The organism is Janthinobacterium sp. SUN100 (assembly GCF_030397705.1).
Taxonomy (GTDB): domain Bacteria; phylum Pseudomonadota; class Gammaproteobacteria; order Burkholderiales; family Burkholderiaceae_D; genus Janthinobacterium; species Janthinobacterium kumbetense.
The window spans coordinates 1,058,607-1,080,239 of record NZ_JAPUBU010000001.1; the positions used below are offsets into that span (position 1 = coordinate 1,058,607).

Sequence of the window (21,633 nt, forward strand, 5' to 3'; positions counted from 1 at the left end):
GGTCGGATCAGGGCCGCAGGCCCGTCATCCGACAACATTCAGCTTATTTCAACTTCGGCGTATTCACGCTGACATCGCCGCACTGCGCGCGGTGCATCAGGGCGTGGTCGATCAGCACCAGCGCCAGCATGGCTTCGGCGATCGGCGTGGCGCGGATGCCCACGCACGGGTCGTGGCGGCCGAACGTTTCCACCATCACGGGATTGCCCTCCTTGTCGATCGAGCGGCGCGGCGTGCGGATCGACGAAGTCGGCTTGATGGCGATCGAGACGCTGATATCCTGCCCCGTCGAAATGCCGCCCAGGACGCCGCCGGCGTTATTGCCGATAAAACCTTCCGGCGTCAGTTCGTCTCCGTGCTCGGAACCCTTTTGCGCCACCGAATCGAAACCGGCGCCGATTTCCACGCCCTTGACGGCATTGATGCCCATCATGGCGTAGGCGATGTCGGCATCCAGCTTGTCGTAGATGGGCTGGCCCAGTCCCACCGGCACGTTTTGCGCAATCACGTCGATGCGCGCGCCGATGGAATCGCCGTCGCGGCGCAACTGGTCCATGGCGTCTTCCATGCGCGCGATCAGGTCCGCATCGCCGCTGGCGGCAAAGAACGGATTCGCATGCACGTGCTCCCACGACTGGAACGGCACGGGAATGTCACCCAGCTGGCTCATGCAGCCCTTGAACGTGGTGCCGTACTGCTGCAGCAGCCATTTCTTGGCGATCGCCGCCGCGCCCACGACGGGCGCCGTCAGGCGCGCCGACGAGCGTCCGCCGCCGCGCGGATCGCGCACGCCATACTTGTGCCAGTAGGTGTAGTCGGCGTGGCCGGGGCGGAAGCTTTCCGCGATATTGCCGTAATCCTTGCTGCGCTGGTCTTCATTGCGGATCAGCAGGGCAATCGGCGTGCCCGTCGTCACGCCCTGGTACACGCCGGAGAGGATTTCCACCGTATCCGATTCCTGGCGCTGCGTCACATGGCGCGACGTGCCGGGCTTGCGGCGGTCCAGCTCGGGCTGGATATCGGCTTCCGACAGGATCAATCCCGGAGGACAGCCATCGATCACGCAGCCGATGGCCGGGCCATGCGATTCGCCGAAAGTGGTAACAGTAAACAGCTTGCCAAAAGAATTGCCGGACATAGTAGGAATTGTGAGGACTGGAAAACTCAATTCTACCAGCCTGCGGGGCATGCCATGCCGCTAATGCCTCAGCAAGGCCGATATTGCCCCGCCAAAATCGCCATTTTCAAATACCGTGTTTTTTTTCATATAAAAAACACCAAATATGAGTTGCAATCATGCAATTCAAGAAATATTGCTCCACAGAATAGACTTAAAAAAACATTTTGCTTATTAAATAGCTATATACTTGGATCAAAGCGCGCTACACAATACAGGTTACCAAACCGCATTTGGGCTGCGCCGAGAGCACGTCACAAAATGCCCAGGGCTAGGCGCGTTGCCGAAGACAGTACGCAAGTACGGCGAGGCAACGCAACAACGCCATGGGCTTTTTGTGACGCGCTCGTAAAAATATCGAGTCATCCTGGAGAAGCTATACATGCCCGCACCGATCATCCCCCTTGACGCCAACAAGGACGATCACGACGACCTGGTATTCCTCGATGAGCAACCAGCGGCGCCGCTGGCCGTCGCACCGCGCAGCGTCTGGCGGGTGATGATCATCGATGACGATGAAGACGTCCACTCCACCACCACTTTCGCCCTGGGCAACCTGGAAATGCAGCACCGCCCGCTGGAATTCGTGCATGCGTATTCGGCCGGCCAGGCGCGCGAACTGCTCAAGCATGAAGACGACATCGCCGTCATCCTGCTCGACGTGGTGATGGAACAGGATGACGCGGGCCTGCACCTGGTGCGCTATATCCGCGAAACCCTCAAGATGACGGATGTGCGCATCATCCTGCGCACGGGCCAGCCCGGCTATGCGCCGGAAATCGACGCCATCCGCGATTTCGACATCAACGACTACAAGACCAAGTCCGAGTTGACGCGCATCAAGCTGTTTACCACGGTGACGGCAGCCATCCGCTCGTACGAGCAGATCCGTTCGATCAGCAGCAGCCGGCGCGGCCTGGACCGCATCGTCCACGCCAGCACGCAGCTGATGGCGCTGCACGGCGTGCAAAACTTCTCGGCCGGCGTGCTGGCGCAGATCGCCGACCTGCTGGGCATCCGCGCCGACGGCGTGCTGTGCGTGCAGGACTTGCAGGACAACGGTGCGCGGGAATTGCTCGTCTCGGCCTGCACGGGCAGCTTTTCCAGCTTGCCGCACAGCGCCCTGTGCGGCCTGCAAAACCCGCGCGTGATGGCCGCCGTCGAGCACACGCTGGCGCAGCGGCGCAATGTGTACGCGCACGACTACGCCACCCTGTACTTCGCGGGCAAGGCCAGCCGCGACGCGGCCGCCTACCTGGTGCTGCCGCGCCCCCTGTCCGCCATCGATGAAAGCCTGCTGGAAGTATTCTGCAGCAACGTCGCCGTGGGCCTGGACAACGTCGAACTGGTGTCACACCTGCACAATGCCGCCTTCTACGACCAGTTGTCGAAGCTGCCCAACCGCACGCGCCTGGTGGAAATCCTCGACGCCACCCTGGCCGGTCCCGCGCGCGACGACGCCACCCTGTCGCTGGTGGACCTCGACCATTTTGCCGAGACCAACGACGCGCTGGGCCACCAGTTCGGCGACATGCTGCTCGTGGCCGTGGCGGGACGCCTGCAGACCCAGCTGGGCCCGCAGCTGACCGTGGCGCGCCTGGGCGGCGACATCTTTTGCGTGCTGGGCGACTCGTCGCAAGTCAATCCGACCAAGATCCTGGCCCTGTTCCAGGCGCCGTTCAGCATCGATGGCCAGGACGTGCAATTGTCCGCCACCCTGGGCCTGGTGCGCCTGGGCGAACATGCGGGCACGGGCGCCGATGCGCTGAAAGATGCCGATATCGCCCTGAAACGGGCGAAAAGCCAGCAGCGCGCCGGGCATTTCTATTTCTCGCGCAGCATGGGCATCGAAATCCGCGAACGGGTGCGCATGATGCACGCGCTGCGCAGGGCTTTCAGCCAGGGCCAGCTGTTTGTCGTGTATCAACCGCAGATCGACCTGACCACGCGCCGCCCCGTGGGAGCCGAAGCGCTGCTGCGCTGGCAGACGCCGGACGGCAAGTTCATCTCGCCCGACCGTTTTATTCCCATCGCCGAGTATTCCGGCATCATCATCGACCTGGGCGAATGGGTGCTGCGCACGGCGTGCCGCGAACTGGTGCTGCTGCGCGAGCAGGGCCACCGCAACTTCGTCATGTCCGTCAACGTGTCGCAAGTGCAATTCCGCCACCCCCTGTTTTTGGAAATGCTGCGCGCCGCGCTGGAAGAAACGCAGGCGCCGCCCGAGTTCATCGAGCTGGAAATCACGGAATCGATGGCCATGGAAGAGCCCGATTTATTGATCAAGATGTTGTGGCAGATCAAGCAAACGGGCGTGAGCATCGCCATCGACGACTTCGGCACGGGTTTTTCCTCCCTATCCTATTTGCAGCGCCTGCAAGTGGACCGCCTGAAGATCGACCGCGCCTTCGTGACGGAAATCACGGGTTCCGCGCGCGGCAGCAGCATCGCCGAAATGGTCATCCAGCTGGGCCGCAACCTGGGCCTGGCAGTCATCGCGGAAGGCGTGGAAGACGAGCGCCAGGCGCAGATACTGCAGGCGCTGGGCTGCCCCATGGCGCAAGGTTTCCTGTTCGCCCGCCCCATGACGGCCACGGCGCTGGGCAGCTGGCTCAACAATGAAGCGCTGCAGGGCGCCGCATAGACGCCACCCTGGATAGACAATGCAAAACGCCGGCAGTTGCCGGCGTTGTTTTTACTGCATGAGTGAGGCTTAGTCGGTGGTTTCGGCCGGCCAGTCGCGGATGTAGGCCTTGAGCATCTGGTTTTCAAAGCTTTGCGCTTCGAGCACGGCGCGCGCCACGTCGTAGAAGGAAATGACGCCCAGCAAGGTCTTGGCATTCATGACGGGCAGGTAGCGCGCATGCTTTTCCAGCATGATGCGGCGCACTTCGTTGACTTCCGTGTCAGGCGTCACGGTGATCGGGTGGTCGTCCATGTGCTTGCGCACGGTGCCGCCGCCGATCTGGCCCGCGTTTTCATGCAGCGCGTTCAACACTTCGCGGAAGGTCAGCATGCCGACCAGGTCGCCAAACTCCATGACCACCAGCGAACCGATGTCCTTTTCAGCCATGGTATTGGCCGCGTCAAGCAGGGGCTGGTCAGGCGTGACCGTATAGAGGATATTGCCCTTGACTTGGAGAATTTCAGATACTTTCATATTGGCCGTCCTGTCCGCGTGATTGGTATTTTAGTTATTCTAGCCCTTACTGCGACTGTAGCCTATGCCTGCGGAAAAATCCAGCCTTGCGCGCAATCAAATCGACGGGGATTGCCGGGCAAGAAAAACGTAGCGAGCGGATGCGCGGCGCGGCCGAGAAGCGCAGCGGTACGCGAGTACCGTGAGCATCGCCGGCCGCGCCCCGCGACGCGCAGTAGTTTTTCTCACGCCCTGCGGCGGAACCAGCCGGCGATCGACAGGCGCTCGCGCGCCGTCGGCAACACTTCGTGCAGCATCTCGCCCGACATGAACATGGCCATGCGGCCCGCTTGCGGCGCGATATCGACGTGCTCGCCGCCCTGCGGGTGCAGGCGCAGCGCGCCGCCGTGCTCGGGCTGCCAGTCATCGTTGAGGTACAGCACGACGGACACCGTGCGCTTGTCGTCGTCGCGGAAACGGTCCAGATGGGCCCGGTAAAAGGCGCCCGGCGCGTACAGGGCGAAATGGCTTTCATACTCGTCCAGCCCCAGGAACAGCTCGCGGTTGAGCATGCAGCGCAGCGCTTCCATGTGTTCCAGGTAGCGGTCGCAAGCGGCTGAGCGGCCCGTTTCCAGCCATTCGATATGGTCGCCGCGGATGTCCGGCTGCAGCAGCGGCGCATGGCCGCTGCCCACGCCGGCGCCCTTCATCTTGCCGCTGAGCATGGATTGCACGCATTCGGCGGCCAGCTGGCGGCTCAGTTCAGGGGAGATAAAATGCTCTTGCATGAGCCAGCCTGCGTGGCACAGGCCGTCGACGATAGAAGGTCCGGGTACGGCAAGGGCGCCGTCGAACGATATTGCGGGCATAAAATCTTTCCTGGTGGACATGCGATGAGAGTTCGCCTGAAGCCCAGGATTTCGCTGGCACGTAGCAGCCTTCCCTGCGGCGCGGCGCACGCGCACAGGTCAAACAGCTCGAATATCGCTGATCCGGTATCCTACCACCGCCGCACCGCAGCGGTCACTTTTTTTACACTGCAGGTTACACGCGCCACCCGCCAGCACGGCGCCATGCGCCCTGCACACGAGCCCTTTTGCTCAGATGCAAATCAGGTTACGATCTTGCCACTATAAAACTTGGCGGAGACACCATGAGCGGCCCGAAATACCCCGGTTTCGACACTTTATCCCTGCATGCGGGCGCAGCGCCCGACCCGGCCACGGGCGCGCGCGCCACGCCCATCCATTTCACGTCCTCGTTTGCCTTCAAGAGTTCGGAACATGCGGCTTCGCTGTTCAATATGGAGCGGGCCGGCCACGTGTACTCGCGCATCTCGAATCCCACCAACGCCGTGCTGGAAGAGCGCATCGCCGCCCTTGAAGGGGGCGTGGCCGGCATCGCCACGGCCAGCGGCCAGGCCGCCATGCACCTGGGTTTATGCACCATCGCGGGCGCGGGATCGCACATCGTCGCGTCGCGTGCCCTGTACGGCGGCTCGCAGAACCTGCTGGCCTACACCTTGAAACGCTTCGGCATAGCCACGACGTTCGTCGACCCGCGCGACGTGGACGCCTGGCGCGCCGCCATCCGCCCGAATACCAAGGTGCTGTTCGCCGAAACCCTGGGCAATCCCGGCCTCGACGTGCTGGACATCCCCCGGATTGCCGCCCTGGCGCACGAACACCACCTGCCGCTGATGCTCGATTCGACCTTCACCACGCCGTATCTGCTGCGCCCTTTCGAGCATGGCGCCGACCTGGTCTTCCACTCGGCCACCAAGTTCCTGTGCGGCCACGGCACGGCCATCGGCGGCTTGCTCGTCGATGGCGGCACCTTCGACTGGCAGGCGGCCTACGACAAGACGGGGCGTTTCGCCGAACTGTGCGAGCCGTATGACGGCTTCCACGGCATGGTCTTCGCCGAGGAATCGACGGTGGCGCCGTTCGCCCTGCGCGCGCGGCGCGAAGGCTTGCGCGATTTCGGCGCCGTCATGAGCCCGCACAATGCCTTCGCTATCCTGCAAGGCGTCGAAACCCTGGGTTTACGCATGGACCGCCACGTGGCCAACACGCGCAAGATCATCGACTTCCTGCTGGCCAATCCGGCCGTGGAATCCGTGTCCTACCCCGAGCTGCCGTCGCATCCCGATTACGAACTGGCGAAAACCCTGCTGCCGAAAGGCGCGGGAGGCGTGTTCACCTTCCGTCTGCGCGGCGACCGCGCGGCCGGCCAGCGCTTTGTCGACAGCCTGAAGATCTTTTCGCACCTGGCCAACGTGGGCGACGCCAAGTCGCTCGTCATCCACCCCGCTTCCACCACGCATTTCCGCGTGCCCGACGATCAGCTGGCGCAGGCGGGCATCACGCAGGGCACCATGCGTCTATCGGTGGGGCTGGAAGACGCGGACGATTTGATCGAAGACCTGGCCCGTGGCCTGAAACTGTCGCAGAAAGGCGCCTGAGATGCTGTTCACCATCGACAATACCACCGCCTACTGCTACACGGGCGGCAAAGCTTTTGACCCGAATCAACCCACGGCCGTCTTCATCCACGGCGCGCAGAACGACCATTCCGTGTGGGCCCTGCAGACGCGCTACTTTGCCCACCACGGCTGGAACGTGCTGGCCGTCGACTTGCCGGGACATGGCCGCAGCGGGGGCAAGGCCAAGGACAATGTGGCCGACCTGGCGCGCTGGATCCTGGCCGTGCTGGACGCGGCCGGCGCGCCCAAGGCCATGCTGGTCGGCCACAGCATGGGTTCATTGATCGCGCTGGAAGCGGCATTCCTGGCGCCCGGGCGGATCAGCCACCTGGCCATGCTGGGGTCCACCTACCCGATGAAGGTCTCGCCCGCGCTGCTGGAAACGTCGCTCAAGGATGAACAGGCGGCCATCGACATGGTCAATATCTGGTCGCACTCGTCGATCGCGCAAAAGCCGTCGTTTCCCGGCCCGGGCTTTTATGCCATGGGCGGCGCGCGGCGCCTGAAGCAGCGCATCGCCGCCCTCAACCCCGATCACGTGTTTCACACGGATTTTTTCGCCTGCAATGCCTACGCGAACGGCGAAATCGCCGCCGCTTCGGTACACTGCCCCACTTTATTCATTTTCGGCGCGCGCGACATGATGACGCCGCCCAAATCGACCCGCTTGCTTACTTCAAGCATCGCGCATGGCACCGTGGTGCAGGTCGACAGCGGGCACGAATTGATGGCCGAACAACCGGACGCCGTGCTCGACGCGCTGTTTACGTTTGCGCAAAGCACGCCGGCATGACGCCACGCCACGCACGTGTTTTTTTAGGATAGATGCACCATGTTGTTGAATACCCTGTTTGACGAATTGACAGGCCGCGGCAGCGGCACGGAAGCGGCGCGGCGCGAACGCTATGAATGGCTGGAACAGCTGCGCTGCGCCAATCCGCAGGCGGCCGAAGGCGGTCCCATGGCCGGCATCCCTGGCCACCACTGGTACCGGCTGCCGCAGGCGCTCGGCGTCGCCGGACAAGAATCCGACCTGCTGGTCGGCACCCTGAACGCCCAGTACCTGGTGTTCGCGGGCCGCCACGCGGCAGCTTTCGCGGCCGAACTGGGCCTGCAATACGACGCCAACAACCGTATCGACCGCCCCGGCGGCATCGACGAACTGCTCGACGCCTATGAAGAACAGGCCGACGGCAGCTGGAGCACCGTGGCGGCAGGCCTGCCGGCGCCGCCGCTGGCCGGCTGGGACGACGTGTACTTCCGCGTGCGCGACCTGAGCGACGGCAAGGCCATCCAGAGCGTGACCACCATCGCCTACGAGAGCAGCCGCTTTCCCGGCTACACCCTGCTGGGCACGACCCTGGTGGGCGCGGGCGCCATCGCGCACGACGACGAGACAGCGGAATATCTGCAGCAAGTCTTCGCCGACTGGGCCATCCAGCGCGATTGCGCCGATGCCTGTCCGCCGGCGTCCGCGCCCTGGCCCCATGCACCGCGCCAGACGCCGCCCGAGACGTACGACACTGCGTTCGATTTTGCCCGCAACCTCGCCTACCTCGACGCCCTGCTGGCTGCCTATGTCCGCGCGCAGGCGCAGGCGGAAAACGATGGCGGCGACGACGCCTACTGGGCTTGCGCGGCCGCCAGCACGGCTTACCAGGTCTTCTCGCTGCGCTACACGGCAGGCATGCCCTTGCCTGACGTGGAAACGGCACTGGAAGCGGCCATCGCCGCCTGCGAAACGGCGCGCGCAGCCCTGGCCGCGGCCTACGATGACGATGGCTTGCCCGCCTTTGATTTCGAACAATTGACGGATTACGCGCGCACCTTGCAGCTGCTGGGCGCAAGCCTGCTGTTCGGCCGCCACGACCTGGCCACGCGCCTCGCCGCCCTGCAGACGGCCTTCGATGGCGAAGATGGCGTGTACGAAGCGCTGCTGTCCGCCATCGATCCGCAGCGTCCCGCCGTCGACGAATGGTATTTCGCCGAACCCTATACGGCCCTGTACGACTGCCTCGACGCGGACGAACGCGCGCAGCAGCTCGAGCACCTGCAACGCTACCTGGCCGGCTGGCACGGCGCGCTGGTGCGCGAAGACTGGTTCAACGGCCATTTGCGCGCGCAGGGACTGGGCGGCTACTACGGCCTGTGGGCCTTCGAAGCGGCCGCCGTGGCGCAACGCCTGGGGCTGGAGCGCGGCGCCCTGGCGCACTGGGTCATGCCGCCAGCGCCCTGAATACCCCGTACACTTTTAGACAAATATCAATGATCAATACCGCAGCCCTGTTCAGCACCGCCTTCCTGCCCGGCCAGGCCGGCTTCGACACCGATACGATCACGGGCCTGGCCGAATGGCGGCTCGCTACCCCCATGCTGTTCAAGCTGCTCATCGGCGCCGGCACGCAAGCCGTCGCCTGGCCCATCTACGGCGATGGCGAAGACTGCCCCTGCGTGCTGGCCGCGCCGATGGCGCAGGCGCAGGCCAGCTGGCAAGCCTTGTCCGCCCTGATGGACAGGCCGCGCGACGCGGCCGCCATCGTCGCGCGCGCCGGCATCAGCGCCCTGCTGGCGGGGGGCCAGGCGTGGCTGATCCTCGATTGCGTGCAGCTGATCCCGCACGATATCGACACGCCGCAATACGCGGCCGGGCTCGAAGCGCTGCGCGCCGAGGCGCAAGCCCTGCACTCTGCCCTGCAGCGCGGCGACAAGGAAGCGCTGGCGCCCCTGCTGGCCGCCGGCGCCGCATCGCCCGCCATTGGCTACTGGTCGGCCACGGCCGATGCGCAGCTGGCCGATGTCGAGGAACTCGGTGCGGACGAGCTGCCTTTCCTGCAAGGCCTGGAAGTGGTGGGATGGGAGGAAGACGCGCTGTGCTATGAAGTGAGCGCCGCCGGCGAACCGGCAGTCACCGGCCTGGTCACGCCCTATGGCCGCTGGATCGTGCCGCTGTCGCAGCGCTATGTCGACCTGGGCGTTTACTACGCGGACGATGGCTGGATCACCTTTGCCACGGCGGATGCGCCCGATGCGCACGGCGTGCTGGACCTCAACGGCACGGTGGTGCTGCCACCCGCCCCCGGCGCCCTGTATGTGATTACCCCCCATCTGTTGCAACAGATCGATGCAGACGGCGCCAGCCGCCTGCTGCGCCTGCCAGATGGCGCGCTGCTCATCGACAGGGTGGACAACATGTGCCAGCGCGAAGACGGCTTGATCGACATCGAACGCCAGACGGATCAGACGGACGATGACGGGAAGCGCAATGTCTGCGGCGTGCTCGACAAGATCGGCAAGGTCGTGGTGCCGCCCGCCTACAGCTCCGTGCAGGATTTCGGCACGAAGAAAAAAATCGCCGTCGTCAGCCAGCGCATCGCCGGGCGCTTCCTGTTTGGCCTGGTGAATAGCCAGGGCGAGCTGCTGGCGCCCTGCCAGTACGAAGCCATCGATTGCGCCACGACGTCATCGCCGCCCAGGCTGCGCAAGAACCTGATCTTCGCCATCGACGCGCAAGGACTGGCTTGCATGCTGACCCTGGATGGAAAACAGGCCTTCACGCCCCTGTATCCGCCCGCCCACCATCTGCGCGGCGTGGCCGTGCAAAGCGACTTTTTATATGTCGTCAAGGATGGCATGGCCTGGAGCATGGATTTCACGGGCCAGCTGTTGGAACAGTTCGACACCGTGGAAAACTTCAAGGCGGCCATCACGGCCCAATTGAGCGAGGCCATGGGCCTGGGCAAGAAAAAGCCCGTCAGGCGCCGCAGCTTTACGCCCGCGCAAATCCTGGCAAAGGCCGACCGCGCGCAGTTGCGCGCCATGGCCGCCCTGTTCTTGCAAGGCGACGCGGATCTGGCCGCGCGCTGCGTGGACATCACGCTCGACGAGCTGGCGGAGGACGACCCGGAAGAAGAATACGAAGGCGACACGCCCGCAGCGGCCTGTTTCTTCCTGCTCTGGTCCACGGCCGCCCACACGCTGGGCCACGGCACCACCCTGGACTGGAAAGCCGTCGATGAAGTACCGCGCCTGGTCCAGTATATCGGCCTGCCCGCGCTGCGCGATTTTTCGTGGGCGGAGCGCGAGGATGGCGACGCGATGGCCGAGGGCCTGGCCGCCATCGCCGCCCACCTGGCGCCGCATCAGCTGCGCCTGATCAACATGCACGGCGGCGAAGACACGTATTATCTGGGTGTGGTGCGGGCGCAGGATGCGGCCGCGTTCAAGGCTGCGGCGCTGCTGGCGGCCTTGCGGCCCGTGGTGTACTAAGACCGCTCAGTTAAGACCGCTCAATTGCATTTGACGGCGCCGAAATGCTGCGCCAAAGTCAGGCCCAGTCCCTGCTCCACGGCGTTTTCCACCTGCGCCGCCAGGGCTGCCGCTTCTTCGGCCGCCTGGATATCGCGTTCATTGGTGGAACCGGCCGGATAGCCGGAGTTCACGCGCATGCCGCCGAAGACGAACAGCCGGTAGACATCGGCCAGGCTGATGCGGTTGACATTGCCCAGCAAGACCCAGTGGTCGGAACTGTCGGCCACGCGCTTGCCCCACTGCACCCGCACGGCGCCCTCCACGTTGACTCGTCCCACCCAGCCCTGCTGCACCATCTTGTCGAGCAGGGTTTCCATTTCCTCGAAGCCCAGGCGCGTGCTGCGGCGGATCTCGGCGGCGCCCACCAGGGCAGAATCGCCGCAGTGGCAAGCCTGGTGCAGCACTTTCAAGATGGCGACGGCGTCGACGAATTCGCTGCCCGGCGCCGCCTCATACCACCAACGCTCGTATTTCACGACGGGCAAGGCGGCCACCAGCAAGGCGCCCACGAGGGTGATCATCCAGCTCAGGTAAATCCACACGAGGAACAGCGGCAAGGCGGCCAGTGCGCCGTAGATGCGCGAATAGGTGGGAAATTCCTGGATGAATTCGCCGAAGCCCCGCTTGGCCACCTCGAACGCCAGCGCCGCCAGCAAGCCGCCCCAGGCCGCGTCGCGCCAATCCACGTCGCGGTTCGGCACGGCGATGTACAGCAGGGTAAACGCCAGCATGGTCAGGCCGATCGACACCAGCGTATAAAACACGGCGCCCAGGAAAGGCACGGCGCCCACCACGCCGCTGGTGGCCATGAAGAGGCGCGACGTCACCGTCAGCGACACGCCCACCAGCAGCGGCCCCAGGGTGACGATGGCCCAGTAGACAAGCAAGCGCTTGGTCCAGCGGCGTTCCTGGCGCACGCGCCAGATGCGGTTGAAGACGCGCTCGATCAAACCCATCATGCCCACCGACGTGACGATCAGGGCGCCCGCGCCGATGGCAGACAGGCGCGTGGCCTTCGAGGCAAACGTGGTCAAATAATCGAGGATGGTGTTCGATATGCCCTTGGGCATCACGCTTTGCACGAAATAATCTTCCAGCGCATGGCGGAAGGTATTGAATAGCGGGAAAGTGGTGAAGATCGCCAGGGCCAGGGTCAGCAGCGGCACCAGCGCAAACACGGTGGCGAACGTCAGGCTGCCGGCCACCTGCGGCAGGCTTTCCTCGCGCACGCGGCGGCGCGCGAACTGCAGCAGGTCGCGCGTTTCGGCCCAGGTCAGGCCGCGCACGACGGCCAGCCCGATGCTCAGGGCGCGCCACAGGTATTGGAAGAACGGGAATATATATTTTGAAAACATGTGCAAAATCAGAACGGCGCCATGACAGCAGTCGTATCAGGCTGTAAAGCGCCCTATAATACCAATGATGAAGCCAACCAATCTGATTATTCTCGTATTGTTTTATTCACGCCATGGCGCCACGCGCCAGTTGGCCGAGTTGATAGCCCAGGGAGTGGAAAGCGTGCCCGGTTGCGACGCCCGCCTGCGCACCGTGCCCGCCGTCTCGACGGTGACGGAAGCGACGGCGCCCGAAGTGCCGCTTGACGGCGCGCCCTACGTGGAACTGGACGACTTGCAGGAGTGCGCGGGCCTGGCCCTGGGCTCGCCCACGCGCTTCGGCAACATGGCCGCCGCCATGAAGTACTTCTGGGACGGCACGGCCAGCGACTGGCTGGCCGGCAGCCTGTCCGGCAAGCCCGCCTGCGTGTTCACGTCCACGGGCAGCCTGCACGGCGGCCAGGAATCGACCCTGCTGTCGATGATGATCCCCCTCTTCCACCACGGCATGCTGGTCATGGGCTTGCCCTACACGCATCCGGAACTGATGACGACGTCCACGGGCGGCTCGCCGTATGGCGCCACGCACTGGTCTGGCATAGACGGCGACAAGGCCCTGAGCGACGATGAAAAGCGCCTGGCCATCGCCCTGGGCCGGCGCCTGGCGGAAAACGCCGCGAAACTGGCGGGCGCGTGATGCACGGCGCACTGCACAAGTATTTTCACTGGGGCGCCATCGCCAGCCTCGTCACCCTGATCGTCTGGTGCGTGCTGTGGGAAACCGTCGTCGCGCCGCTGCAGCCGGGCGGCTCCTGGGTCGTCCTGAAGGCGGCGCCCCTGCTCATACCCCTGTATGGCGTCATCAAGCGCGACGTGTACACCCTGCAATGGTCGTCGATGGTGATCCTGCTGTACTTCACGGAAGGCGTGGTGCGCGGCTACAGCGACACGAACCCCGTCTCGGCCCGGATGGCCTGGGGCGAAGCGGCCATCGTCTGCATCTATTTTGCCTGCGCCGTGCTGTATCTGCGCCCATATAAAAAGGCGGCCAAGCGCATGGCCAGGGAATTGCTGGAAAAAGTGACTAAAGTGAGCATCAAGAAATGAACGACAAGCCCATGACTGACCAAGCCGACTTCCTCGCCGCCTGTCGCGACCTGCTGGGCGACGCCTACGTCCTCACCCTGGACGCCGACACGGCGCCCTTCCTCACCGACTGGCGCGACCGTTTCACGGGCAAGGCCCTGGCCGTGCTGCGCCCCGCCACCGTGGAACAAGTGGCAGCAATCCTGCGCGCCTGCGCGCAATGGCGCGTCCCCGTCGTGCCGCAAGGCGGCAACACGGGCCTGGTCCTGGGCAGCATCCCAGACGCCGCCGGCACGGCCATCGTGCTGTCGCTGGCGCGCCTGAACGGCATCCGCGCGCTCGATCCCGTCAACCGCACCATCACGGTGGACGCGGGCTGCATCCTGCAAACCATCCAGGAAGCGGCCAGCGCCGCCGGTTGCCTGTTCCCCCTGTCGCTGGCGGCCGAAGGCAGTTGCACCATCGGCGGCAACCTGGCGACGAATGCGGGCGGCACGGCCGTGCTGCGCTACGGCAACACGCGCGAGCTGTGCCTGGGCCTGGAAGTGGTCACGCCGCAGGGCGAGATCTGGAGCGGCTTGCGCGGCTTGCGCAAGGACAATACGGGCTACGATTTGCGCGACCTGTACATCGGCGCCGAAGGCACCCTGGGAATTATCACCGGCGCGGTCATGAAGTTGTACCCGCAGCCGAAAGCCTGCATCACGGCGCTGGCCGCCATGCCCTCGCCCGCCCACGCGCTGCGCCTGCTCTCGCTGATGCAGGACCATTGCGGCGCCAGCCTGACGGGTTTCGAGCTGATGTCGCAGTATTGCCTGCAGCTGGTGGCGGAGCAATTCCCGCAGCTGCCGCGCCCATTCGCCGACGCGCACGGCCAATATGTGCTGCTCGAATTGTCCAGCAGCCAGTCCGAGGCGCACGCCGTGGAATTGCTGGAAGCGAGCATCGGTGCGGCCCTGGAAGACGAATTGATCGAAGACGCCGTCGTCGCCAGTTCCGTGGCGCAGTCCGAGGGACTGTGGCAGCTGCGCGAGCACATCCCGCTGGCGCAGGCGCAGGCGGGCAAGAACATCAAGCACGACATCTCGCTGCCGATTTCCTGCATCGCCGACTTCATCGCCATCACGGATACGGCCCTCGAGTCAGCCTTCCCCGGCTGCCAGCTCGTGTGCTTCGGCCACCTGGGCGACGGCAACCTGCATTACAACGTGGCGCCGCCAGCCGGCATGACGGACCGGGATTTCCTCGCCAACCAAGATGCGATCAACCGCATCGTGCATGACCAGGTGCACGCTTTTGGGGGTTCGATTTCGGCCGAACACGGCATCGGCGCGCTGAAAAAGGCGGATCTCGCCCGCTACAAGTCGCCGCTGGAATTGCAGCTGATGCGCGCCGTGAAGCAGGCGCTGGACCCGCAGAACATCATGAATCCGGGGAAGATATTGTGAAGCCCTCAACCCTCCTGCTATGCGCCATGGCCTTGCTGGCCGGTTCCGCCAGTGCGCAGGACGTCTACAAGTGCGTGAAGGATGGCCAGAGCAGCTATAGCGCCACGCCCTGCACGGCCGGCCAGTTGCAAATCCTGGAAATCCCCCCGCCGCCGCCCGCCGTCGACAAGGGTGCGGCCACGCGCCAGGAACGGGTGGCCAGCCAGATGGAAGCGGCGCGCAAGAAGCAGGAGCAGCTGGAAGACCAGGCGCGCGAACGGGGCGCCAGGCAGCAGGAAGTGCACGAGAAGCACTGCGCGCAGCTGCGCCTGGAGCAGAAATGGGCGGCGCAGGACGCCGTCGGCGCGGGCGACAAGAACCGCGATGCGGCGCAATTGAAAGCACGGCGCGCCGGCGAACGCCTGGCCGTCGAATGCCTGCATTGAGTGCGCCGGCAGCCGATCCTGCGGGCACGCGCCTGCTGTCTCGCTGGCTGCTGCTGGGCGAATGGCGCGCGCATCCCGTGCGCGCCCTCGTCGCCATCCTGGCCATCGCCATCGGCGTATCGCTGGGCTTTGCCATCCACCTGATCAACGCGGCCGCCTTCAATGAATTTTCCACGGCCGTCAAAAGCCTGTCCGGCCAGGCCGACGTGCAGGTGGCCGGGCGCGAAGCGCTGTTCGACGAAGCCATCTACCCATGGCTGGCGCAGCGCGACGGCGTGGCTGTCGCTTCGCCCGTGCTGGAACTGCAGGCCACGGTGGCGGGCAAGAAGGACGGCGGCCCGCTGCACATCCTGGCGCTCGACGTCTTCCGCGCCGGCTTCATCTCGCCCGACCTGATCGGCGCACCGGCCGAAGGCCAGCCTTTCGACACCCTGGCCGACGACGCCCTCTTTTTATCGCCGGCCGCCCTGCGCTGGCTGGCTGTCGCCCAAGGCGGCCAGGTCGCCCTGCAATCGGGCACGGGCACGGTGCCGCTGCGCGTGGCCGGTTCGCTGCAGCGCGCGCGCGCCGGCCAGCGCATCGCCGTGATGGATATCGGCGCGGCGCAATGGCGCTTCAACAAGCTGGGCAAGCTGTCGCGCATCGACTTGAAACTGCGCCAGGGCGTCAACCGCGACGCCTTCCAGGCCGAGTTGGCGCGGGCGCTGGAAGCGCAGTCCCCGGGGCGTTTCCAGGTGGGCCAGCCCAACGACGAGAACCAGAATAGCCGCAACAATAACCTCAGCCGCGCCTACCGGGTCAACCTGACGGTGCTGGCCCTCGTCGCCCTGTTTACGGGGGCGTTCCTCGTGTTTTCCACGCAGGCGCTGTCCGTCATCCGCCGCCGCGGCCAGTTCGCGCTGCTGCGCGTGCTGGGTATGGAACGGGGCCGGCTGCTGCGCCAGGTGCTGCTGGAAGGCGCCAGCCTCGGCATCGTCGGCGCCGGCCTGGGCATCGCTGGCGGTTACGCCATGGCGGCCGTGGCCCTGCGCTTCTTCGGCGGCGACCTGGGCGCCGGCTATTTCGCGGGCGTGCAGCCGCAGGTGCAATTCACGCCCGTCGCCGCCTTCGTCTACTTCATCCTCGGCCTCGGCGTCGCCTTGCTGGGCTGCGCCGCGCCCGCGCTGGAAGCGGCGCGCGCGGCGCCCGCCATCGCCCTGAAATCGGGCAGCGAGGAAGTCGTGACGACGCGCCTGGCGAAAACCTGGCCCGCGCTGGTCTGCCTGCTGCTGGCCGGCGCCCTGACCTTCCTGCCGCCCGTGTTCGAGCTGCCCCTGTTCGGCTATCTGTCCATCGCACTGCTGCTGATCGGCGCCATCGCGCTGATGCCGCAACTGGCCGCCGTCGTCTTCCGCTTCCTGCAGCGCGCCTGGCTGCGCACAGAGACCAGCCTGCATGCGCCCGTGCGCAGCCTGACCCTGGCCCGCCTGGCGAACGCCTCGGGCCAGGCCGGCATCGCCCTCGGCGGCGTGCTGTCGAGCTTTAGCCTGATGGTGGCGATGGCCATCATGGTGTCGAGTTTCCGCGTTTCCGTCGACGACTGGCTGCTGCAGATCTTGCCGGCCGACGTGTACGCGCGCACGGCCGCCAGCGGCGGCACGGCGGGTTTGAACCCGCGCGAACAGGCCAGCATCACCGCCCTGCCCGAGGTGGCCAGGGTGGATTTCCAGCGCCTGCGCTCGCTGTCGCTGGCGCCCGACCGTCCGAATGTGGTGCTGCTGGCGCGCCCGATCCTGCTGTCCGATCCGGGCAAGAGCATGGTGCTGGTGGGTGAAACCTTACCCGTGCCGGTGGGGGAGAAACCCGTGTGGCTGTCGGAGGCGGCGGCCGACCTGTACAACGTCAAACCGGGCCAGCAGATAGCCGTGCCGCTGGCAGGCGGCTTGCACAAGTTCTTCATCGCCGGCATCTGGCGCGACTATGCACGCTCTTCCGGCGCCATCCAGATGCCGCTGGACGACTACCGCGCGCTGACGGGCGACCTCGATGTCAGCGACGCCGCCCTGTGGCTGGCCAAGGACGCCACGGGCGACGCGCTGCAACAGCGGCTGAAAGCGCTGCCGTTCGGCGCCAGCCTGGAAGTGTCGAATCCGTCGGCCATCCGCGCCCTGAGCCTGCAGATCTTCGACCGCAGTTTCGCCGTCACGTATCTGCTGGAAGCCATCGCCATCGTCATCGGCCTGTTCGGCGTGGCCGCCACGTTTTCCGCGCAAACGCTGGCGCGCGCCCGCGAATTCGGCATGCTGCGCCACGTGGGCGTGACGCGCGGGCAGATTTTGTCCATCCTGGCGCTCGAAGGCGGCGCGCTGACGGCGCTGGGCATCGCCACCGGTTTTATTTTGGGCCTGCTGATCAGCTTTGTGCTCGTCTTCATCGTCAATCCGCAATCGTTCCACTGGACCATGCAGCTGCACTTGCCGTGGCCATTGATCGCCACCGTGGCCGGCGCCCTGCTGACGGCGGCCGCCGCCACGGCGCTGATCGCGGGCAGACAAGCCTTGTCCGCTGGCCCCATCCGCGCCGTCAGGGAGGACTGGTAATGCGTCGTGTTTTCATCTTGTCATTGGCGCTGGCGCTACCTGCGCTGGCCGCGCCGCCCGCCTTCGCCCCCGTCACGCCGCTGCCGGCCGGCCAGACCCTGCGCCTGCCGCACGACTTCGGCGCCCATCCCGCGTATAAAACGGAATGGTGGTACGCCACGGGATGGGTCAAAACGGCCGGCGGCGAGCAGCTGGGCTACCAGGTGACCTTCTTTCGCAGCGCCACGGCCACCGATACGGACAACCCCAGCGCGTTTGCGCCGAAACAGCTGATCATCGGCCATGCGGCCCTGTCCGACCCGAAGGTCGGCAAGCTGCTGCACGACGAGAAAAGCGCGCGCGAGGGTTTCGGCCTGGCCTACGCCAAGGTGGGCGACACGGACGTGAAACTCGACGACTGGCGCATGCAGCGGCAAGCGGACGGCAGCTACCGGATCAGCCTGGCCGCGCGCGAATTCAACCTGCAGCTGACCCTCGCGCCCACCCAGCCCGTGCTGCTGCAAGGCGTTGGCGGCTATTCGCGCAAGGGCGCCCGGCCCGCGCAATCGAGTTACTACTACAGCAAGCCGCAGCTGCGCACGACGGGCACGATCGCGCGCGCGGGCGGCAAGCCGGAAGCCGTAACGGGCGCCACCTGGCTCGATCACGAGTGGTCCAGCCAGGTGCTCGATGCGGACGCCAGCGGCTGGAACTGGATAGGCGCCAACCTCGACGACGGCGGCGCCCTGATGGCCTTCCAGATCCGCAGCAAGACAGGTGCTAAACTATGGGCGCACGCGACATGGCGCGACGCGTCCGGTAAGATGACGCAGTTCGCCCCAGGCGACGTCGATTTCACACCCACGCAGATGTGGCGCTCGCCCCGCACGCAGGCCGAATACCCGGTCGCCACCGAGATCCGCACGGGCGCGACGCGCTGGCAGATCAAGCCGCTGCAAGCGGACCAGGAACTCGATTCGCGCCGCTCGACGGGCGCCGTGTACTGGGAAGGCGCCGTGACGGTGGAGCGCGACGGCCAGCCCGTGGGCCGCGCCTACCTGGAAATGACGGGCTACGTCCAGCCGATGAAGTTGTAAGCACTACCGAATATGTAAATCAAAGCGAAAAACAATGACAACCAGCACAGAAACAGGCAGTACCAGTACAGCAAGCACCGCATCGACTCCCGACACCGGCACCAGCCGCGAACTGAAAAAAGGCAGCCTGGCCGCCTTCAAGGGCTTGATGCCCTTTTTGACGCCGTACCGCAAGCAGTTCTTCCTGGCCGGTATCGCGCTGGTGGTGGCCGCCGCCTCCACCCTGGCCATTCCCGCCGCCTTCAAGCAGATGATCGACCTCGGTTTCGGCGGCGCGGCCGGCTCGAAGAGCATCCAGCACGTCGACCTGGTCTTCCTGGCCCTGTTCGGCGTGGCGTCCATCCTGGCGCTGGCCACGGCCGCGCGCTTTTACACGGTGTCGTGGCTGGGCGAGCGCGTCACGGCCGACATCCGCAGCGCCGTGTACCGCCACGTCGTCACGCAAAGTCCCGAATTCTTTGAAACCACGCAGACGGGCGAAGTCCTGTCGCGCATCACCACCGACACGACCCTGATACAGGCCGTCGTCGGCACCAGCATCTCGATGGCGCTGCGCAACGTGCTGCTGTTCCTGGGCGGCCTGGTGATGCTGTTCGTCACCAGCGCCAAGCTGGCGGGCATCATCATCGGCCTGTTGATCCTCGTCGTCGTGCCCATCATCGTGTTTGGCCGCAAGGTGCGCAAGCTGTCGCGCGACTCGCAGGACCGCATCGCCGACGCGTCGGCCATGGCCGGCGAAATCCTCAACGCCATGCCCACCGTGCAAGCGTTCACGCACGAGAAAATCGAATCGAAACGCTTTGGCGACTCCGTCGAAGGCGCTTTCATGACGGCCATGCGCCGCATCCGCGCCCGCGCCCTCTTGACCATGATCGCGATTTTGCTGGTCTTCGGCACCATCGTGTTTGTCTTGTGGCTGGGCGCGCGCGCCGTGCTGGAAGGCTCGATGACGGGCGGCGACCTGGGCCAGTTCATCCTGTACGCCTCCATCGTGGCCGGCGCCATCGGCGCCCTGTCCGAAGTCATGGGCGAAGCGCAGCGCGCCGCCGGCGCCACCGAGCGCCTGCTGGAACTGATGGCCGTCAAATCGGAAATCGCCTCGCCGGCCACGCCGCTGCCGCTGCCCGCGCGCGCCGCCACCGGCGCCGCCTTGACATTGGACAATGTCATGTTCTCCTACCCGTCGCGCCCGGACACCCACGCGCTGGATCACGTCAGCCTCGACATCCGCGCCGGCGAAACGGTGGCCGTCGTCGGCCCTTCCGGCGCCGGCAAGACCACCCTGTTCCAGCTGTTCCTGCGCTTCTATGACCCGCAAAGCGGCAGCATCCGCCTCGATGGCGTGGATATCAAGCAGCTGGACCTGCACACCCTGCGCGACGCAATCGGCATCGTGCCGCAGGATACCGTGATTTTCTCGGCCGACGCCATGGAAAACATCCGCTACGGCCGCGCCGGCGCCAGCGACGAGGAAGTGATCGCCGCCGCGAAGATGGCGGCCGCCCACGAATTCATCGAGCGCCTGCCGAACGGCTACAAATCCTTCCTCGGCGAACGGGGCGTGCGCCTGTCCGGCGGCCAGCGCCAGCGCATCGCCATCGCCCGCGCCCTGCTGAAAAACCCGCCGCTGCTGCTGCTCGATGAAGCCACCAGCGCGCTGGACGCGGAATCGGAACGCCTGGTGCAAAAGGCGCTGGAAGCGGCCATGGTGGGCCGCACCACGGTCATCATCGCCCACCGCCTGGCCACCGTGCAGCGCGCCGACCGCATCATCGTCATGGAAGACGGCAAGATCGTCGAGACGGGCACGCATGCGTCGCTGGTCGCAATGAAAGGCATCTATGCGAACCTTGCCGCACTGCAATTTCACAACGTACAGATCAACTAAGCAAAAACAGCCATGAACGCACTTTTCCACGCCAACCTGGGCATCACCGATTTCTGGACCTTTTTATTGGGGACCATCTTCATCGTCATCCTGCCCGGCCCCAATTCCATGTATGTGCTGTCGGTCGCCGCCCAGCGCGGCGTGCGGCCCGCCTACCAGGGCGCCTTCGGCATCTTCGCCGGCGACCTGATACTGATGGTGCTGTCGGCCTGCGGCGTGGCCTCCCTGCTGAAAGCCAGCCCGGCCCTGTTCTACGTTGTGAAATACATCGGCGCCGCTTACCTGGGCTGGATCGGCCTGCAGATGCTGATTGGCTGCTGGCGCAAGCTGCGCGCACCAAGCGCTGCCGAAGGCGAAGCGGCGGCCATCCCTGCCCCCGTCAAGGAAAGCGACCCGTTCCGCAAAGCGCTGATCATCAGCCTGATGAACCCGAAGGCCATTTTGTTCTTCATTTCGTTTTTCATCCAGTTCGTCGACCCGGCCTTCCCGAATCCCGTGCTGTCCTTCATCGGCCTGGGCCTGATCTGCCAGGTGATCAGCTTTACCTACCTGACGGCCATCATTTTTGTCGGCGCGCGCCTGGCCGAGACCTTCCGCCGCCGTCGCCGCCTGTCGGCCGGCATGGGCGGCGGCGTGGGCGCCATGTTCATCGGCTTCGGCGCGAAACTGGCCACGGCCACCCTGTAAG

At 65.3% G+C, this 21,633-nt stretch carries 17 protein-coding genes; 13 read left to right on the plus strand and 4 right to left on the minus strand.

Annotated elements, in window-relative coordinates; genetic code table 11:
* Positions 1-43 precede the first annotated feature (43 nt).
* The gene (aroC, locus tag O0881_RS04605; RefSeq protein WP_035819465.1) at positions 44-1,138 is read right to left on the minus strand and encodes a chorismate synthase; all 1,095 of its coding nucleotides are present in this window, start codon (positions 1,136-1,138) and stop codon (positions 44-46) included.
* Between the two features lie 421 nt (positions 1,139-1,559).
* On the opposite strand from aroC, the gene O0881_RS04610 reads away from it, so the two are divergent.
* Positions 1,560-3,821 (plus strand): EAL domain-containing protein, encoded by a 2,262-nt coding sequence (locus O0881_RS04610; protein WP_289910364.1) that lies wholly within the window; start codon positions 1,560-1,562, stop codon positions 3,819-3,821.
* Between the two features lie 69 nt (positions 3,822-3,890).
* Here O0881_RS04610 and O0881_RS04615 read toward each other — a convergent pair whose 3' ends face one another.
* Positions 3,891-4,337 carry a CBS domain-containing protein gene (locus O0881_RS04615; RefSeq protein ID WP_010398828.1) on the minus strand — a complete coding sequence of 149 codons (447 nt, stop codon included), beginning with the start codon at positions 4,335-4,337 and terminating at the stop codon, positions 3,891-3,893.
* A gap of 224 nt (positions 4,338-4,561) precedes the next feature.
* The gene (locus tag O0881_RS04620; RefSeq protein WP_289910365.1) at positions 4,562-5,185 is read right to left on the minus strand and encodes a 2OG-Fe(II) oxygenase; all 624 of its coding nucleotides are present in this window, start codon (positions 5,183-5,185) and stop codon (positions 4,562-4,564) included.
* Between the two features lie 284 nt (positions 5,186-5,469).
* Here O0881_RS04620 and O0881_RS04625 point away from each other — a divergent pair, with 284 nt between their 5' ends.
* From O0881_RS04625 to O0881_RS04640, 4 genes are read left to right on the plus strand one after another with little or no spacing between them, the layout of a single operon-like run.
* The gene (locus O0881_RS04625) at positions 5,470-6,780 is read left to right on the plus strand and encodes an O-acetylhomoserine aminocarboxypropyltransferase (RefSeq protein ID WP_289910366.1); all 1,311 of its coding nucleotides are present in this window, start codon (positions 5,470-5,472) and stop codon (positions 6,778-6,780) included.
* A 1-nt stretch (position 6,781) separates the two neighbouring features.
* Positions 6,782-7,594 carry an alpha/beta hydrolase gene (locus O0881_RS04630; RefSeq protein WP_289910367.1) on the plus strand — a complete coding sequence of 271 codons (813 nt, stop codon included), beginning with the start codon at positions 6,782-6,784 and terminating at the stop codon, positions 7,592-7,594.
* Positions 7,595-7,633: 39 nt separating this feature from the next.
* Positions 7,634-9,037 carry a PoNe immunity protein domain-containing protein gene (locus O0881_RS04635; RefSeq protein ID WP_289910368.1) on the plus strand — a complete coding sequence of 468 codons (1,404 nt, stop codon included), beginning with the start codon at positions 7,634-7,636 and terminating at the stop codon, positions 9,035-9,037.
* Positions 9,038-9,066: 29 nt separating this feature from the next.
* Complete coding sequence (locus tag O0881_RS04640; protein WP_289910369.1) at positions 9,067-11,067, plus strand: WG repeat-containing protein; 2,001 nt, start codon at positions 9,067-9,069, stop codon at positions 11,065-11,067.
* A gap of 20 nt (positions 11,068-11,087) precedes the next feature.
* Here the strand turns inward: O0881_RS04640 and O0881_RS04645 are convergent, their stop codons facing one another.
* Positions 11,088-12,464 carry a YihY family inner membrane protein gene (locus O0881_RS04645; protein WP_289910370.1) on the minus strand — a complete coding sequence of 459 codons (1,377 nt, stop codon included), beginning with the start codon at positions 12,462-12,464 and terminating at the stop codon, positions 11,088-11,090.
* 67 nt (positions 12,465-12,531) lie between these two features.
* On the opposite strand from O0881_RS04645, the gene wrbA reads away from it, so the two are divergent.
* Genes wrbA through leuE form a run of 8 tightly spaced genes read left to right on the plus strand, consistent with a single transcriptional unit; the run spans position 12,532 to position 21,632 of the window.
* Positions 12,532-13,140 carry an NAD(P)H:quinone oxidoreductase gene (gene wrbA, locus O0881_RS04650; protein ID WP_099410250.1) on the plus strand — a complete coding sequence of 203 codons (609 nt, stop codon included), beginning with the start codon at positions 12,532-12,534 and terminating at the stop codon, positions 13,138-13,140.
* Positions 13,140-13,550 carry a DUF2069 domain-containing protein gene (locus tag O0881_RS04655; RefSeq protein WP_099667632.1) on the plus strand — a complete coding sequence of 137 codons (411 nt, stop codon included), beginning with the start codon at positions 13,140-13,142 and terminating at the stop codon, positions 13,548-13,550. Before wrbA ends, O0881_RS04655 begins: the two co-directional genes overlap by 1 nt.
* A gap of 11 nt (positions 13,551-13,561) precedes the next feature.
* Positions 13,562-14,977: an FAD-binding oxidoreductase gene (locus tag O0881_RS04660; RefSeq protein ID WP_289910371.1), complete on the plus strand. Its 1,416-nt coding sequence runs from the start codon at positions 13,562-13,564 to the stop codon at positions 14,975-14,977.
* Positions 14,974-15,402 (plus strand): DUF4124 domain-containing protein, encoded by a 429-nt coding sequence (locus O0881_RS04665; RefSeq protein ID WP_289910372.1) that lies wholly within the window; start codon positions 14,974-14,976, stop codon positions 15,400-15,402. Before O0881_RS04660 ends, O0881_RS04665 begins: the two co-directional genes overlap by 4 nt.
* Positions 15,390-17,981 carry an ABC transporter permease gene (locus O0881_RS04670; RefSeq protein ID WP_289910373.1) on the plus strand — a complete coding sequence of 864 codons (2,592 nt, stop codon included), beginning with the start codon at positions 15,390-15,392 and terminating at the stop codon, positions 17,979-17,981. Before O0881_RS04665 ends, O0881_RS04670 begins: the two co-directional genes overlap by 13 nt.
* The gene (locus O0881_RS04675) at positions 17,981-19,057 is read left to right on the plus strand and encodes a carotenoid 1,2-hydratase (RefSeq protein WP_289910374.1); all 1,077 of its coding nucleotides are present in this window, start codon (positions 17,981-17,983) and stop codon (positions 19,055-19,057) included. The genes O0881_RS04670 and O0881_RS04675 overlap by 1 nt, the downstream gene beginning before the upstream one ends.
* A 34-nt stretch (positions 19,058-19,091) precedes the next feature.
* Positions 19,092-20,945 carry an ABC transporter transmembrane domain-containing protein gene (locus O0881_RS04680; protein WP_251348417.1) on the plus strand — a complete coding sequence of 618 codons (1,854 nt, stop codon included), beginning with the start codon at positions 19,092-19,094 and terminating at the stop codon, positions 20,943-20,945.
* A gap of 12 nt (positions 20,946-20,957) precedes the next feature.
* Complete coding sequence (gene leuE, locus O0881_RS04685) at positions 20,958-21,632, plus strand: leucine efflux protein LeuE (RefSeq protein WP_289910375.1); 675 nt, start codon at positions 20,958-20,960, stop codon at positions 21,630-21,632.
* Position 21,633: the final 1 nt, after the last annotated feature.

Coding starts and splice junctions, on each gene's coding strand:
- O0881_RS04655 (WP_099667632.1), top strand. CDS start 13,140: ATGCACGGCGCACTGCACAAGTATTTTCACTGGGGCGCCATCGCCAGC.
- O0881_RS04660 (WP_289910371.1), top strand. CDS start 13,562: ATGACTGACCAAGCCGACTTCCTCGCCGCCTGTCGCGACCTGCTGGGC.
- O0881_RS04670 (WP_289910373.1), top strand. CDS start 15,390: ATGCCTGCATTGAGTGCGCCGGCAGCCGATCCTGCGGGCACGCGCCTG.
- O0881_RS04675 (WP_289910374.1), top strand. CDS start 17,981: ATGCGTCGTGTTTTCATCTTGTCATTGGCGCTGGCGCTACCTGCGCTG.
- O0881_RS04640 (WP_289910369.1), top strand. CDS start 9,067: ATGATCAATACCGCAGCCCTGTTCAGCACCGCCTTCCTGCCCGGCCAG.
- O0881_RS04615 (WP_010398828.1), bottom strand. CDS start 4,337: ATGAAAGTATCTGAAATTCTCCAAGTCAAGGGCAATATCCTCTATACG.
- leuE (WP_289910375.1), top strand. CDS start 20,958: ATGAACGCACTTTTCCACGCCAACCTGGGCATCACCGATTTCTGGACC.
- wrbA (WP_099410250.1), top strand. CDS start 12,532: ATGAAGCCAACCAATCTGATTATTCTCGTATTGTTTTATTCACGCCAT.
- O0881_RS04645 (WP_289910370.1), bottom strand. CDS start 12,464: ATGTTTTCAAAATATATATTCCCGTTCTTCCAATACCTGTGGCGCGCC.
- O0881_RS04620 (WP_289910365.1), bottom strand. CDS start 5,185: ATGCCCGCAATATCGTTCGACGGCGCCCTTGCCGTACCCGGACCTTCT.
- O0881_RS04625 (WP_289910366.1), top strand. CDS start 5,470: ATGAGCGGCCCGAAATACCCCGGTTTCGACACTTTATCCCTGCATGCG.
- aroC (WP_035819465.1), bottom strand. CDS start 1,138: ATGTCCGGCAATTCTTTTGGCAAGCTGTTTACTGTTACCACTTTCGGC.
- O0881_RS04630 (WP_289910367.1), top strand. CDS start 6,782: ATGCTGTTCACCATCGACAATACCACCGCCTACTGCTACACGGGCGGC.
- O0881_RS04610 (WP_289910364.1), top strand. CDS start 1,560: ATGCCCGCACCGATCATCCCCCTTGACGCCAACAAGGACGATCACGAC.
- O0881_RS04635 (WP_289910368.1), top strand. CDS start 7,634: ATGTTGTTGAATACCCTGTTTGACGAATTGACAGGCCGCGGCAGCGGC.
- O0881_RS04680 (WP_251348417.1), top strand. CDS start 19,092: ATGACAACCAGCACAGAAACAGGCAGTACCAGTACAGCAAGCACCGCA.